This is a genomic window from Flavobacterium sp. GSB-24 (assembly GCF_027924665.1).
Classification (GTDB): domain Bacteria; phylum Bacteroidota; class Bacteroidia; order Flavobacteriales; family Flavobacteriaceae; genus Flavobacterium.
In genome coordinates this window covers 2976665-2992289 of sequence record NZ_AP027043.1, presented here as the reverse complement: position 1 = coordinate 2992289, position 15625 = coordinate 2976665, and the positions used below count along the sequence as shown (strand labels likewise).

Annotated in this window: 14 protein-coding genes; 1 reads left to right on the top strand and 13 read right to left on the bottom strand. The window is 37.2% G+C overall.

Annotation, left to right across the window (positions count from 1 at the left end; genetic code table 11):
* Nucleotides 1-16: 16 nt before the first annotated feature.
* From QMG60_RS12960 to QMG60_RS12940, 5 genes are all read right to left on the bottom strand, one after another.
* A complete protein-coding gene (locus tag QMG60_RS12960; RefSeq protein ID WP_281865183.1) occupies nt 17-469 on the bottom strand; it encodes a nuclear transport factor 2 family protein in 453 nt (150 codons plus the stop codon).
* 1 nt (nt 470) lies between these two features.
* Complete coding sequence (locus tag QMG60_RS12955; RefSeq protein ID WP_281865182.1) at nt 471-1205, bottom strand: SDR family oxidoreductase; 735 nt, start codon at nt 1203-1205, stop codon at nt 471-473.
* 5 nt (nt 1206-1210) lie between these two features.
* A complete protein-coding gene (locus QMG60_RS12950; RefSeq protein ID WP_281865181.1) occupies nt 1211-1429 on the bottom strand; it encodes a 4-oxalocrotonate tautomerase family protein in 219 nt (72 codons plus the stop codon).
* Nucleotides 1430-1433: 4 nt separating this feature from the next.
* The gene (locus tag QMG60_RS12945) at nt 1434-1988 is read right to left on the bottom strand and encodes a YceI family protein (protein WP_281865180.1); all 555 of its coding nucleotides are present in this window, start codon (nt 1986-1988) and stop codon (nt 1434-1436) included.
* Between the two features lie 83 nt (nt 1989-2071).
* Nucleotides 2072-2647 carry a Crp/Fnr family transcriptional regulator gene (locus tag QMG60_RS12940; protein ID WP_281865179.1) on the bottom strand — a complete coding sequence of 192 codons (576 nt, stop codon included), beginning with the start codon at nt 2645-2647 and terminating at the stop codon, nt 2072-2074.
* A gap of 414 nt (nt 2648-3061) precedes the next feature.
* Here QMG60_RS12940 and QMG60_RS12935 point away from each other — a divergent pair, with 414 nt between their 5' ends.
* Nucleotides 3062-3283: a hypothetical protein gene (locus QMG60_RS12935; protein WP_281865178.1), complete on the top strand. Its 222-nt coding sequence runs from the start codon at nt 3062-3064 to the stop codon at nt 3281-3283.
* Between the two features lie 271 nt (nt 3284-3554).
* Here the strand turns inward: QMG60_RS12935 and QMG60_RS12930 are convergent, their stop codons facing one another.
* From QMG60_RS12930 to QMG60_RS12895, 8 genes are all read right to left on the bottom strand, one after another.
* Nucleotides 3555-4661, bottom strand: a complete 1107-nt coding sequence (locus QMG60_RS12930; protein ID WP_281865177.1) for an SGNH/GDSL hydrolase family protein — start codon at nt 4659-4661, stop codon at nt 3555-3557.
* 361 nt (nt 4662-5022) lie between these two features.
* Nucleotides 5023-5697 (bottom strand): bifunctional 4-hydroxy-2-oxoglutarate aldolase/2-dehydro-3-deoxy-phosphogluconate aldolase, encoded by a 675-nt coding sequence (locus tag QMG60_RS12925; RefSeq protein WP_281865176.1) that lies wholly within the window; start codon nt 5695-5697, stop codon nt 5023-5025.
* Nucleotides 5698-5704: 7 nt separating this feature from the next.
* Nucleotides 5705-6727, bottom strand: a complete 1023-nt coding sequence (locus QMG60_RS12920; protein WP_281865175.1) for a sugar kinase — start codon at nt 6725-6727, stop codon at nt 5705-5707.
* 141 nt (nt 6728-6868) lie between these two features.
* The gene (bglX, locus tag QMG60_RS12915; RefSeq protein ID WP_281865174.1) at nt 6869-9088 is read right to left on the bottom strand and encodes a beta-glucosidase BglX; all 2220 of its coding nucleotides are present in this window, start codon (nt 9086-9088) and stop codon (nt 6869-6871) included.
* Nucleotides 9089-9241: 153 nt separating this feature from the next.
* A complete protein-coding gene (locus QMG60_RS12910; RefSeq protein WP_281865173.1) occupies nt 9242-10894 on the bottom strand; it encodes a sodium/solute symporter in 1653 nt (550 codons plus the stop codon).
* A gap of 80 nt (nt 10895-10974) precedes the next feature.
* Nucleotides 10975-13815 carry an FAD-binding and (Fe-S)-binding domain-containing protein gene (locus QMG60_RS12905; protein WP_281865172.1) on the bottom strand — a complete coding sequence of 947 codons (2841 nt, stop codon included), beginning with the start codon at nt 13813-13815 and terminating at the stop codon, nt 10975-10977.
* 65 nt (nt 13816-13880) lie between these two features.
* The gene (locus QMG60_RS12900; RefSeq protein ID WP_281865171.1) at nt 13881-14849 is read right to left on the bottom strand and encodes a mannonate dehydratase; all 969 of its coding nucleotides are present in this window, start codon (nt 14847-14849) and stop codon (nt 13881-13883) included.
* 16 nt (nt 14850-14865) lie between these two features.
* Nucleotides 14866-15609 (bottom strand): RraA family protein, encoded by a 744-nt coding sequence (locus tag QMG60_RS12895; RefSeq protein ID WP_281865170.1) that lies wholly within the window; start codon nt 15607-15609, stop codon nt 14866-14868.
* Nucleotides 15610-15625 lie beyond the last annotated feature (16 nt).

Sequence of the window (15625 nt, the reverse complement as noted above, 5' to 3'; positions counted from 1 at the left end):
GACTTTACTTTTAAAGTTATTCACTTACATTCGTCAGCATTTTATTGACAATATACCATTTGCCATTAATTTTATGGAAAGATAAAAAATCCCGGTAATTAAACTCGTACATTTTTAAATTAACCTCTGCCATCGCAATTGAGTTTACCACTTTTATATTCAGAATTTCGCCTTTAAAAGGTTTACCTGAATCTTTCGGACTTTGTCTGTTTTTAACGCCGTTTAAATAAAGATCTGCTGTTTTAAAGTACGGCTGCCCGTTTACATCTCCATAAAGTAATGTTCCAGGCTGAAAAATACTTCCTAACAACATTTCATCTCCTTCGTAAATTCCTTTAAAATAATTATTTTCTATTGCAGCTGTAATGGCTTCTGTGTCTAAATTATGACTTTTCATTGCGTTACTGTTTTGTGCTTTTATGCCTTGGAATGTCCAAAGCATAAAAGCAGTTAATAAAATAGTTTTCATCTTAATTTAAGTTATGTCCAGCACCTTTTCCACCGTCAACATTGATGATTGATCCGGTAATAAAAGTGCTTTTTGCAACAGCATATACCATTTCGGCAACGTCATCGATTTCTCCCACTCTGTTCAATAAATGCAGACCAGCATTCTGATCGGCTTTATCCCCGTGCATTGGGGTTCTGATAACACCAGGAGCAACTGTATTAAAACGAATGTTTTGTTTGCCAAATTCTGCTGCCAATTGAACGGTTAACGCATGAATGGCGCCCTTACTCGCTACAGGAGCCGAAGCAGGCCAGCCGCCTAATCCATGATTTACCAATGGTGTTCCGATATTGATTACAACACCGCCTTTTTGTTCTAACATTTGAGGAACAGCTGCCTGAGTCGTAAAATAAGTTCCTTTTAAGTTTGTAGTCAAAAACTTGTCAAAGTAAGGTTCATCCACTTCTAAAAAAGGTTTGCTGTCAAAGATTCCTGCATTGTTCACCAATACATCTACAGAACCAAATTTTTCGATTGCGATTTTTACCAGTTGTTCACCAGTGTTTTTATCGCTGATATCTCCTGCATACATCGCAAGATTATCTCCTGCGCCAAATTCGTTGTAAGCAATTTCCAATGAAGCTGGGGTTACTGAATTGATTACTACACTATCGCCTCTGTCTAAAAAATATTTAGCGATTCCTTTTCCTATACCAGATGCGGCACCTGTTACAATTATTGTTTGTTTTTTCATGATATTTATTTTTTATCGGCTTTAATGCCTTTTTCTCTTAATACTGACGCTTGTTCTCCTGCATAACCCCAATCATCTAAATCGACTTCCTGAATCACGATATGAGTTAAATGCGGATCTTTGTTTAATACATCTGTAATCAGGTTGGTTATACCACTGATTAATTCCTGTTTTTGCTCTCGGGTTACTCCTTCCCGGGTCAATTCGATTTTTACGTAAGGCATGGATTTAGTTTTGAGATTGTTCTGAAATTAGGACTTCAGCAGTGATGTTAAAATCCAACTCGAAGTCGTTATAAATTAATGTGTCTCCCAAATCTTTGAAAAAATTTCCTGAACGGAATCTGATATCATATTTAGTACGATCAATAATTAATTTACCTGAAAGTTTAATTGCATTTCTGTGATTTTCTAATGTTGCTTCAAAACCAACAACGTTTGTAATATCTTTTATGGTAAGATGACCTTCAAGATAAAAAATATTCTCTGACACTTCTTTTACTGAAAGAATATCAAATGATGCTGTAGGAAATTTTTCGATTGAGAAAAAATCATCAGAGGCAAGATGACCTGCAAATTGCGTGTTAATTGCCGGATCTGTTACATCCAGAATTTTAATGGAAGCTGTATCGATAATAACTTTTCCATTGTTTAATTTTCCATCGTTTAAGATGAAATTACCTTCTTTGATACCAATAGTACCATTATGAGCACCAGTAACTTTTCTACCGGTCCATTCTACGTTGCTATTTGAGCTTACGATTTTAAAATTTGTTGTTTCCATTTTTATTGTATTTAAAAGTACAATGCAAAGGAACGGCGACTATAGAAGTTGGTTACGTGACCTAGATCACATTCTGATTTTGATTAATGAGAAGAGTAAAGTCTGCTTAAAGTTTCTCGTGAAACCCCAAGATATGCAGCAATCAAGTGCTTCGGCACAAGATTGTATAATTGAGGATATAATGCCATAAGTTCTTCGTAACGAATTTTGACATTATCATTCATAAAAGACAAAAGCCTTTTTTGAGAGGCTACATAACCTCGGTTTGTTCTCCATCGAAAAAAATGTTCAATCTGATGAAATTCTTTACAAAGTTTTTCACGATTATCATTAGATAGGCAAAGAACTTCTACATCTGTAATACAATCAACATTTATGGTTGCAGGAGTCTGATTGTATAAAGCAGCATAATCAGATGCCCACCAAGTTGGCATGGCGAACTGTAGTATGTACATTTTGACTTCATCATTAATAAAAAAAGCTTTCAAACAACCTGAAATTACAAAATACTCACATACTACTCTATCTCCTTCACTAAAAATGGTTTGTCCTTTTTTAAAAGACTGCATTTTAAAATGAGAAAATATATATTCAAATTCTTCTTCTGTCAATGAAGTGATTTTGGCAATATGTTGTTGCAATAATTCTTTGGCTTCCATTATAAAATCAGAATAAATCTTTTTTGTAAAGTTATGAAATACGTTGAACTTATTAAATTTTAGACAATTACAAAGGGTTCTGTCGCATCTGTCAGAATCAAATATAAGAATTCTAAGTAATTTAAAAGTTAAACTGCCAATTTACAAAATGATTTAAACATAGTTTTGCCGGGATTACCATCTGATTTTTTCCAAGCATATGCACAACCTCAATTCTGCTCAATGTTCGTCTGGCCGATTCAAAACTTTTAAAACCTAATCCGTTTTGTGTGCGCCATTTTATAAATCGATTGTCTTGTTTGATAATATTGTTAAGATATTTACACTGCCGGATTTTAATTTTTGAGAATGAACGTTTGTTATAGAATTTGATCGCTGCTGTATTAGAACCGCTTTTAACAATGTTTATAACTCTTGGCGCAGTTATTGCTAATTGCTTTAATTAGAAAACAAATTAATTTTATAGGCTCCTTTAGGTACGCTAATATTTTTGATGAAGCAATTAATTTAGTATCTATGGGAAGGATTAATTTGGATCCTTTTTTAACAGGTGAATTTCCTATTTCCGATACTCAGCAAGCAATGATTGCGGCAGGAGATAAAAAAAATTCATTAAAAATACATCTTGTACTCTAATACCTCAATCTTATCCTTTTGCGTTGAAGTTAATAAATATAGGCTAATCATACTTGCCAAACATGGAGACTGAGTTTGGGCAAAAGTCTCATTCATCTAAAACGTAAAACTTGATTTTTCTGAGCGCAAAATTATCCTTATTTTAAATATAAAAAAGCTTCTGAAAAATCTGAAGTTTTTTTTTTTCTTAAAGCGATCCATCCAGTTTGCTTTAGAAACAAAAAGTATCGCAATTACCTGTCATCCATAATTTATAAACTGCTCATTTGAATTAAAAAAAATGATTGTTTTCTATGAACTGAATCAAATCATCCGCCATTGCTTGCTGTTCTTTTTCTTTTGGATGTCCATTTGTGTTTTTATATGAAAAAAAATGAGAAACTATTTTTTTGTCATTTAGCTTTGCCACGGCAGCATTGACTAATTCTGGCCATATTGATCCTTCTCTGACAATATCCATATTTCCAAGGCAACAAATGATTTGAGCATTTGGATAATGCATTCTTATTTTTGAAATAAAATCAATATAAGCCTCTATAATAAATTCATTATTTGGTTTAGTAGTGCCAAAGCGAATTTTAAACTGTTCATTTTGAGGCATATTTACAATCCAGCTATCGTTTTGAAATAAATTAATGACCACTATATCCGGAACATACCCCGAAAAATTCCATTTAGAATTTGAATCCTCAGGATTTATACGATCATAAATTTCCGGCATAATCTGTGGAAACCAACTCACCATTACCCCAATTCCGCTTTTGGCGGTGCAATGATATTGTGCATCAAAGTGTCTGGCCGTGATAGCATCATAGGTCTTAAAATTATTAAAATATTTGGGGGCGCCAGAGTCTGTGCTGTCAATAGGTACATCAACACCATGTCCACAGGTTATAGAATCTCCAAAAAATTCTATCTTTCTCTTTTTTTCTTTCTTTGGCTTAAGGACGGTTGCGTTTTTATCAATTTCAAAACCATAGAATAAGGTCGTGTTTTCATCTGTGTTTGTAATTTTTACCAATTCGACCTGATGCTTTTTTAAGTCGGAGAAAGTAGCTATAATATATGCTTTTTTCCCTTTACCAACTTTTATTTTTTCAAGATTACTCGTGTTACCATCAACAATAGCATAATAATAATTGAAATCCTTTTTTACATCCAACAAGGCCTTAACCTCTTTGGTGCCTTTTACATTAATACTGACACTGGTTCCTGACCAATAGAATTCGGCACTGGAGTTCGAAAAGCCAACTCTTCCCATATAATACAGATGCTTGTCTTTTGAAAAAATGAACTTGGCTCCATTCGTTTGGGCTTGCATTGAGACAAAATGAAGAAGCAAAAAATTTAACATTATAAACCGGATAACTACTTTCATATTTTATATGTTTATTATTATTTTTTGAGCCTATATAATATCGTCTTTATATTAGGATATAAAAAGACAAAAAGTTTTGTAAAGATTAATAATACAATATATATTAGTTCTAGTTATATATTAATTATTTCATCTTAAATCTTTTATTTTTAAAGCTGAGCTATTTTAAAACTGTAATTATTTGTGATGGCATCCTAAAAATGGCTCCTTTACAAAATACCATCTCCAGCATTATAAAGGTTATTTTTTAAAAAGAAACATTACACTTGAGCTGATTAATAAACTACTTACCAAAATTTTATCAAACAAGTGCAATGCTCTTAAAAACAAAACAAAATTAGTCTTTACAATGGCGTTATTTTTATCCCTGAATTCTAATATTTTTAATGATCTCCAAAACCTGACTTACTTTAGCCTGTAAACCTTCAAAATCTTGTTTATCCAATATATCTTTTGAAATTAACTGCGAACCTAGGCCAACACAAGTTGCTCCGGAATTCAGCCATGAACTCAGACTTTCAACCGTTTGGTAAACACCACCCGTTGGCATAATGTTTGTCCACGGACATGGCCCTTTTATCGCTTTGATGAACTCAGGTCCGTAAATATCAGCTGGAAACAGTTTTACAATTTCGCAACCCAATTCTTCGGCTCTTGCAATTTCAGTAAGCGTTCCGCAGCCTGGAGACCACAATACTTTGCGTCGATTACAAGCAATTGCAATATCTTCCCTAAAAACAGGAGTTACTATAAAATTTGCTCCTAAACTCATGTAAAGCGAAGCTGATGCAGCATCTGTTATCGAACCAACTCCCAACATCATTCCTGGTAATTCTGCCAAAGCATATTTGTTCAGTTCACCAAAAACTTCATGAGCAAAATCGCCCCTGCTTGTAAACTCCATTAAACGTGAACCTCCATCATAACAAGCTTTCAGTACTTTTTTGCTTAATTCTATATCAGAATGAAAAAACAGCGGAACCATTCCGTTTTCTTTCATTTGCTGTGCCACTTCAATTCTTGAATATTTTGCCATTTTTATTTTATCTTGAAACTAATGCCGAACCATCGCCATCAATCCTATTTTCAACTTCTTTCAATGTTACCAGGTTATAATCACCGACAATCGTATGTTTTAAACAGCACGCTGCAACAGCAAAATCTAAAGCTCTTTGATTATTATTTTTATATTGCAGTAAACCATAAATCAATCCGCCCATAAAAGCATCTCCACTTCCTACACGGTCAACTACTGGCGTTACTTCTTTAACTGAGGTGCTATAAATTGTTTTTCCGTCGTATAAAATCCCACCTATTCTTTGATGAGAAGCACTGACAGAGTAACGAAGTGTCGTTGCAACAACTTTAAGATTCGGAATCACTTCAAACAATTTATTATACACTGCTGGAAGTGTTTTTTCATCCTGATAATTCGGATTCACTTTAGGGATTCCAAGCATAAAATAGGCAGTGTCAATATCTCCCAAAATCACATTACTATATTTTAGCATTTCTGGCATTACTTCACTTGGAGTTTTGCCATATTGCCACAATTTTGATCTGTAGTTCAAATCACAAGAAATTGTTATTCCTTTTTTGTGAGCGACTTTAATTGCTTCCAGACAAGCTTCGGCAGCACTTTGAGAAATGGCTGGTGTAATTCCGCTCCAATGAAACCATTCGGCACCATCCAAAACTTTATCCCAATCAATATTTCCTTTTTGAATAGTTGCCATCGAACTGTGCGCACGATCATACACCACATTGCTTCCGCGGGTTCCTGCACCTGTTTCAAGAAAATAAATCCCTAAACGTTCTCCTCCGTAAACAATGTTTTTAGACTCGACATTCATTTTTCGGATTTCTTTTAATGCAGATCCTCCTATTTCATTTTCAGGCAATCTGGTTACAAACTCCGCATTTACGCCATAATTTGCCAAAGAAACACAAACATTAAATTCACCGCCTCCATAAGATGCTCCAAACTCTTTTGCCTGAGAAAAACGAAGATGTCTCTCTGTTGAAAGACGCAACATTATTTCGCCGAATGCAACTACTTTACTCATATTTTTTTATTGTTTTACCTGCATTTTCTACATTAGTAATTAGCTGCAAAAGATAAACCGAAAGCTCAAATTTAATAATACCATAATCTCTTTGAAGGTTTGATGCTGTGCATTTCTACTTTCAGAGACTAGATGGAATCATTATTGTTTTATAGTAAATTCTTCACTCAGTTTAATATCAGATGAAGAAGCACCCAACATTACTTTAAAAGTTCCCGGCTCCAGCGACCACTTCATATCTTTATTATAAAATGACATATCTTTTGGTTCAATAACCATTTTAACCGTTTTATTTTCACCTGGTGCCAGGCCTATTTTTGAAAATCCTTTCAGCTCCTTGCCAGGTCTTGTAACAGAAGACAACAAATCTGCCAGATATAATTGCACCACTTCTTCTCCAAATACTTTTCCTGTGTTGGTTATGTCTATTGACACATATATACTTTCCCCTGAATTTATAAGATTGCTGGACAGCTTTAAATTTGAATATTCAAAAGTCGTATAACTTAATCCGTATCCAAATGGGTATAAAGGAGTAATAGGAATATCCAAATATTTATTGGTCCAGCGCACGTTTTTATTGGATTCGTTTACATCATGAGACGTTCTTTTGTAATTATAATTTATTGGGATCTGTCCGGTATTTATTGGAAAAGTTACTGTTAACTTACCGGATGGGTTGTATTTTCCAAGCAAAACATCTGAAACAGCCAGACCAGCCATTGTACCGGGCATCCAAGCTTGAAGGACAGCCAAAGAAACCTTGCTTACCAATTGAAGGTCATAAGGTCTTCCACTAAATAGAACGGTAATGATCGGCTTTCCTGCCGCAGCCACAGCTTCAATTAATTTTTCCTGTCCGCCCGGCAGTGTTATGTTGGATATGCTTGCGCCCTCACCGCTCATCCAGTATTGCTCTCCTACTGCCAGTATCACAACATCTGATTCTTTTGCCAATGCTGTAGCTTCAGGGATAAGCTCTAGTCCTTTGGGTTCAAAACCGTCAAGTTTTACCCCCTCCGCATACGAGATGACAACCGATGGATCTACACTTTGTTTAAGCCCTTCCACAAGAGAAACTACATCCTCTGGTTTCCCCTGAGAATAATTGCCTCCCCACCATGAAAGCATGTCTTTTTTGGCATTCGCCATAGGACCTATTACTGCAATTTTTTTTACCTGTCCATCAATAGGAAGCAGTTTATTTTCATTTTTAAGCAATACCATTGACTCCCTGGCCGCTTTTCTGGCAAAATCAAGATGGGCTTTGTTTAGAAGGGTTTCTTTTTCTCTTTTTGCATCAAAAAAAGCATAAGGATTATCAAAAAGCCCAAGCTTATATTTGGCTTCCAGCACATGCTTCACTGCCGAGTCAATAATTTTAATATCAACCTTTCCCTCGTTCACAAGCTCCTCCAGATATTTTAAGTAAATACCACTTGTCATATCAAGTTCAACCCCGGCATCAATTGCTTGGAGGGCAGCCTGCTTCTGATCTTGGGCAGCGCCAATTTTTACCAGATTATTTATAGTTTCCCAATCTGTAATTACCAAGTTTTTAAAACCCAATTCTTTACGAAGGATGTCAGTAAGCAATTTTTTATTTGCACTTGCCGGGATACCGTCAAAGGCAGAATAAGCAGTCATTAATGCTCCTGCTCCCGCCTCTATGGCAGCCTTAAAAGGCGGAAGATAAAGCTCTCTTAAGGTGCGCTCTGAGAAATCCGCAATATTATAGTCACGGCCTGCCAGCGCGGCACCATAGCCGGCAAAATGCTTGACACAGGCCATAACATTTTTACCGCTCTTCATCTCTGTTCCCTGAAATCCCTTTACTCGTGCTGCGGCTACAAGGCTCCCATAATAAGGGTCTTCGCCAGCCCCTTCAATAATTCTTCCCCATCTTGGGTCAAAAGTGATATCTACCATTGGGGCATAAGTTAGGTGAATACCGCCTGCAGCAGCTTCTCTGGCGGCAATTGAGGCGGATTTTTCGATATTCTCCAGATTCCAGCTTGCAGCCTCTCCTAAAGGAGAAGGGAATATAGTTTTGTATCCATGAATTACATCTTCCTGAAACATCATCGGAATACCAAGACGGGTTTCTTCTACAGCAATTTTCTGCAACCGAAGGTTGGTCATTGCTCCGTTACTTTTTAAAATGCTTCCAACTGCTCCTTTTTTAATTAGGGTTTCTAAAGAATTAGTGGTGTTGTTTTCATTGACATAGGTAGCCAGATTTAGCTGTCCCACTTTTTCTGCCAGCGTCATTTTACTGAGCAGCGCCGAAACTTTCATATCCATTTGCTTATCGCTTTGGGAACTCACTTCAAATGCACAGAACATTATTAAAGCAGTCATTATATTTTTAAGTCTATTTATGAAAAATCTTGAGCTCATATAATAATTTAATTAAAATTGTGTGCCTCCGAGACGCGTTAATCCTGTCCTGAAAGGAAATTTTACACGATTGTTACAGGATCGAATGATCCCATTTCTTTTTCTCTTACTACTTTATGTTTTCTTTGCCTTACGTCCTTTGCTGTAGAAAATTACTGCGCCAATAAGACATATAATGCCTGAAGAAATAGCAAGCTTTCCGCTCATCCCTGAAATGGAAGGAAATCCCATGACAACGAACATAGTTCCTGTTACTGAAAAAGCAACAGCATACAGCATCATTAGCCCGCCAATTACTCCATCATTTTCCTCTTCTGTCTTAGTACTTGGTGTAGACAATTTGATAAAAAAAGCTTTTACTTTTTCGTTGTAGCGGCTGTCCTGAGATAAAAACAATCCTGATAACATGAACACTCCCACACAAACTGCAACTTCTATAAGCGTTGCTATTTCCCAACTAAAAACTTTCGTATAATTCAATATAATGCCAAGTAAAATTCCAATGACCATCGAAGCAAGGGCACCCCAGGGTTGAGGCTTCCAGAAAATCACTCCCATAATTACCGGTATAATCATTGGAATTGAAAAAATACCTGATAAATATTGATTTACTTCAAAGGCTCCCCCAAGTTTCTGAACATAAAGAGCACCAATCGACACAATGGTGCCTACCAAAAGGGTCATAATCCTTGCTGCCCAAAGTGACTCTGTTGGAGAAGCATTTTTTCTAAAAAGGCGCTGATAGATGTCTCGGGTCAATACACTTGCCGTAACATTAAACTCTGCACTTAAAACAGACATTGTTGCTGCAAACATCGCAGCTATCATCAGCCCCATAATTCCAGGAGGAAGCAATTTTAAGCATAAGGCAACATAGGACATTTCAGGATTTTCTAAATCAGGCAAAATAACCCTTGCCGCTACGGCAGGAAAAAGAAAAATTACTGGAAATATAAGAAAGAGAACCGCAGACAATATTCCGATTTTCTTTCCGTCAGATTCACTCTTAGCACTGTAAAATCGCTGTATGAAAGTCCAGTTTCCTAAATATTTAATAATGATGGTCAGATAATACACCATAAGGTAAATTGGCATTCCTTTCTCACCGTTAAACCAATTCATATTATTTGGGATCACTTCCTGCATGTGCGCAATACCTCCCGCAGCATCATACGCTAATGGTACTAAAATAAAAGTTGAAAATAATAAGATTACAAATTGCACAACATCAGTCACAATGACTGCGAGGAATCCGCCAACTACAGTATATACGGAAACAACAATCCCACAATATATAATAGCTGTTTCAAAAGGTATCCCTGACGCTGCCATAACAAAAATGCCAATAGAATATAATTTAATCATGTCGTCCAATAACTTCAATAAAACACCACACCAGGAGAATATTTGGCGTATAGGCGCGTTGAACCTGGTTTCCAGAAACTCTACAGGACTGATAATACCTGCACGTTTCCAAAGTTTGGCATAAACAAACACGGCTATTAAAGAAGGAAAGATAGTAGACCACATTATAGTTATGGCTACCAGTCCATCTGAATAGGCAATTCCCGCATAAGCCACAAATACAAATGTGCTGAATTTGGTCATAAAATTACTAATACCTCCTGCTACCCATGAGACGGCACTCCCGCCTTTAAAATAATCGCCAATATTTTTAATGTATTTGCCTAGAAAAATACCAATACCAGCCATAAGCAGCATGTAAATGATAATCGTAACATAATCCAGCGTTTGTAATTGATTCATCTCTTCTGATTGTTAATTTTTTTTATTTTTTTATTTTTTCTTAGAAGCCGGTTTTCAAAAATAGCATTATTCAACTATTTTTATCTGGTACTTCTCCGACCTTCGCTGACCTCATCTACTAAATATACAATAGACTGATGTGAAATGCCTGAATGCAGGCTTAAGCCGATTTCACAGGTTCTGCTGTTTGAATATCCTCTTTTCACTTCTGGACCAAGCTGCTCCCGAAGCTCTGAGAGACCTGATGCATTAAGCTCCGGAATTTCAAAACCTTTGTCTCCAGAGAATCCGCAACAATTAGTCTGTGGTACAATTACCTGGGAAGCACATTTTTGAGCCAGTTCGGTCAGTTTGTCTTCGAGACCCATTTTTTTCATACTGCATACAGGAAAAACCGCAACAGTTTCCTGCAGAGGGTTAATTTTTAAAAAATGCAGCAAAATATCATTTATAAACTCGACAGGTTCATAAATTTTAAGTGTGCTTTTTGTTTTTTTTGCGTTCTCACGCATGGTATAAAGACAAGGGCTCATATCAGACAGTATTGGCCATTTCCCGTTTTCACTGGCTGCCGTAAGAGCATTTTCCAGAGTAAGGCCTGTTTCAGCAGCGATATCGGAATATCCTTTGCTTGAAAAAGGCATTCCACAGCACAAGTTATTGAGTTTTGAAGGATAGATCACCTCAAAACCGCCTTTGTGCAGTAGCCTGACGATTACGTCGGAAAGCTGTTGCTGACAATTATCTTCAGCAGAAACACCCATTGTCCTGTTAATGCAGGAAGGATAGTACACAATCTTTCTATGACTAGTAATCTGATTTTCTAAAGACTTCAAAGAAGATGCTCCACTAGGCATAAAATTGTTCCATTGCGGTATTCTGTCTCCTGAAACAAATCTCATAAAACCTGAAATCTTGTACATTATTTTATTGCCAAGCAGTAATTGAAATAAACGCACCACAGAAAGCATTCTATTTAAAACTGCTGTTATAAATGATAAATGGGCTGCAATCCAATATGCTGTCCTAGAAGGTTTTCCTATATGATTTTTTCTAAGCTCCTTTACAAATGTACCCGTATCAATGTTCACAGGACAACTTAGTGCGCAAAGCCCATCGGTTGCGCAGGTGTCATCAGCCTTAAACTGAAAATTATCAAGAAGGGCTTCAAGCTCTTTTGGATTTTCTCCCGTCGCATGAAGTCTGCTAATCTCACGGTTAACCGCTATGCGCTGTCTTGGAGAGAGTGTAAAATCAGCCGAAACACAGTTTGGCTCACAAAAACCGCATTCAATACAAGGATCAATAATAGCATTAGAAACTGGAATAGGTTTTAAATTTTTCAGATGAATTTTAGGATCGTCATTTAAAATAACGCCAGGATTTAGAAGGTTTTTGGGATCAAATATGGCTTTTATTTCTTTCATTAGTCCATAGGCTTGTGTGCCCCACTCCATTTCTACATAAGGAGCCATATTTCTACCTGTGCCATGCTCTGCCTTAAGAGATCCGTCAAATTTATGTACCACAAGATCTGCCACATCATCCATAAAATTAGCATAGCGGTCAATCTCACTTTGAGAATCAAAATTCTGGGTAAAAACAAAATGAAGATTACCTTCAAGTGCATGCCCAAAAATTACGGCCTCCTTATAGTTCCATTTCATGAACAGCTTTTGCAGTTCCAGGGTTGCCTCCGCCAATTGCTCCACTCTAAAGGCAATATCTTCAATAATAACAGTAGTGCCACTCTGTCTCATGGCTCCTACTGATGGGAAAAGTCCTTTTCGGATTTTCCATAATAGCGCATACTCCAATGGTTCATCAGTGAAAACTGCCGGAAATTCTATAGGATACGGCGATACAATATTTAAAATAGACGAGATCTGTACTTGTAAAGTCTGTGAATCTGATGCTCTTGTATCTACCAGCAGTGCACAGGCATCGGGTCCTAATGTCTTAATATAAGCCGGAACACCTCTATCGCTTTCTACTGATCGAAGTCCCGAACGATCAATCAGCTCTACCGCCGCTACAGGAGCATTCTTTAATAAACTTACCACCCGGCAGGCACTCTCAACGTTTTGAAAAATCATGAGAGAGGCCGCTTTGTACTTATGGTTTTCTACTGTCTGCAGCGTAATTTCTGAAATAAAACCCAGCGTGCCTTCCGAACCGATCATTAAATGCTCGATAATTTCAAAGGGATCATTATAATCTATCAGGGCATTCAAACTGTAGCCCGTTGTATTTTTCATTTTATATTTGCCTGAGATTCGTTGCGCCAGCACAGTATCTTCTTTGGTGCGTTGAGCAAGGCCCTGTATTTTTTTTAGAAGATCAGGCTTTTGTTTTTGAAAAGCTGTCCTGCTGATGGCATCGGCTGTGTCAAGAATTGTCCCATCAGCAAATATAATGCGCATTGATTTTACAGTATTGTAAGTATTCTGAGCTGTACCACAGCACATACCGCTTGCATTGTTGGATGCTATGCCTCCAATCATTGCCGCATTTATAGAAGCCGGATCGGGCCCTATTTTTTTGTTATAGGGATCCAGTAAAATATTTGCCCTTGAACCTACAATTCCGGGCTGCAGACGGATGGCGTTTCCATTGTCTAATATCTCATAATCTTTCCAATGCTGTCCGGCAACCACCAGAACAGAGTCCGTTACGGCCTGTCCTGATAAACTAGTTCCCGCAGCCCTGAAAGTTACGGCAAGACCTAGTGCAGATGACTCCCTTAAGATAAAGCCGACTTCCTGCTCGTCTTTTGCCTTGATGACAATTTTAGGGATCAGTCTGTAAAAACTTGCATCAGTTCCATATGCCAAAAGCGACAACGAATCATGATAGACCCTCTGCTTATCGATAGTGGAAACTAATTTGTCAAACAATATTTTATAATTACCTGAAAGCATTCTATTTTGGATTTGCTCCCAAAGGAAGCAGTTTATTTTAATTGATCAATGGAATTAAATAATTTTTATTTAATTCCACAGCCATGCATAAGTCCTTTTATATAGCCAATCCCAAACAGATTTCCTTTCATCTCATAACCGAAATGTTCGTTGCTCTCTCCGGCCATTGTTGGTACGTGGTCTGACCGCAGCGGACCGTCAAATCCGACTGCCTTATAGGCCTGCATCATTTTGAACATATCAGTTGGCCCGTTATCATGGAAGGTTTCCCTAAAATTTTCAGGTGTTCCCACAACATCTCTTATATGCACAAAAAATATTTTATTGCTTTTTCCGTGCTTTTCAATCATTGCTTCTACATTTTCATTCATGGTGGTATAGGTTCCCTGACAAAAAGTAAGACCATGTGAGGGACTTTGTGAAAAAGATAAAGCCTTGTCGATAGCATCGGCCGATGTTAAAATACGGCTGATACCGTGCAGCGGGGTAATAGGCGGATCATCAGGATGAAGCGCCATTTTTATTCCGTTTGACTCCGCCACGGGCATAATCTGCTCTACAAACCACTGGTAATTTTCCCAAATTTGATTTTCAGTAAATATTCCATATTGCGATGCCGGCTCAAGAGCAGCCTCTTTCATGGAAAATCCGCTGACAATCGCACCTCCTCTTTCCTTAATATCTTTGCGGGTTCTGTACCAGCCGGTCACCATAAAATTGTAACAGAGCAATCTCACGTCCAGTCTGTTCATATTTTCAAGCATTCGGCAGTATTTTTCAATATCCTGTTCTTTGCCCGGAAGCCCTAATTTTATTCGGGTCATATCAAACTGATCTCCTTCCAGTCCGTATAACTCAAAGCCTGCATTGGTATAAATTTCCTTTGACTTTTCAAAAGAATCAAAATTGTCAATAGAAGGCATTCCTGTAATTTCAGGTGCTAATTTTGCAATCGCATAGTCAATCCCCATCTGTCTGCACAGCTCCCATTTTTCATCAGGGGTATTGCCAAAAAATAAAAATGATAATTTCATTGTATTTTATTAGAAATTAAAAATAGCCTCCCTTGTCTGTAATATCTCTTACACTCTGTCCTTCAGCAACCCACCCGAATATTTTTTTCTCGTTTTCCTTAATTTCCTCAGCACGCACAAGTACCTCAAACGCAATATCTCTTGGAACTACTAGTACGCCATCAACATCACCCAGAACGATATCACCTGGCTTTATAATTACATGTCCGATCTGAAGCGGCACCTGATAATCTGTAATCAGACAACGTCCAAGACTTCCATTAGAGGAACGGTATTTATAGAAAACAGGGAAATCAGCTTCAAGAATCTGGTGGGTATCACGAATGCCTCCATCCAGACAAGCTGCCCTGATTTTTTTTCCCTTTGCAGTCGCGGTCATTACACCGCCCCATGAAGTTGATTCTTCGTCCTTGCTGCTGTCCCATACTACAAAAGCATTTTCATGCATTTCATCAAGCATCTGAGTACGAAATTCCATTTCTCCTGATACTTTTGTACTTGTTGAACTCTTAACGGTGAAGGCAAATCCGGCTACAGTTCTATATTCTCTTAAAGGCAAAATATAATTTGGCAGGGCCTGATTCATCAAACAGAATTCTCTAAGCACATCATTAATAGCACCTGTATATAATTCCTGGAACCTGTTTAGTAATTCATCATCTGAAACCGGAAAGGTTGCCTTCGAAATATTCTCGCGCATTTCAATAAGCTTATCAAGCTTCATCATGCTTACTTCTTTTTTGTATTGATCTGTACTCATATCTTTTTAATTTTAA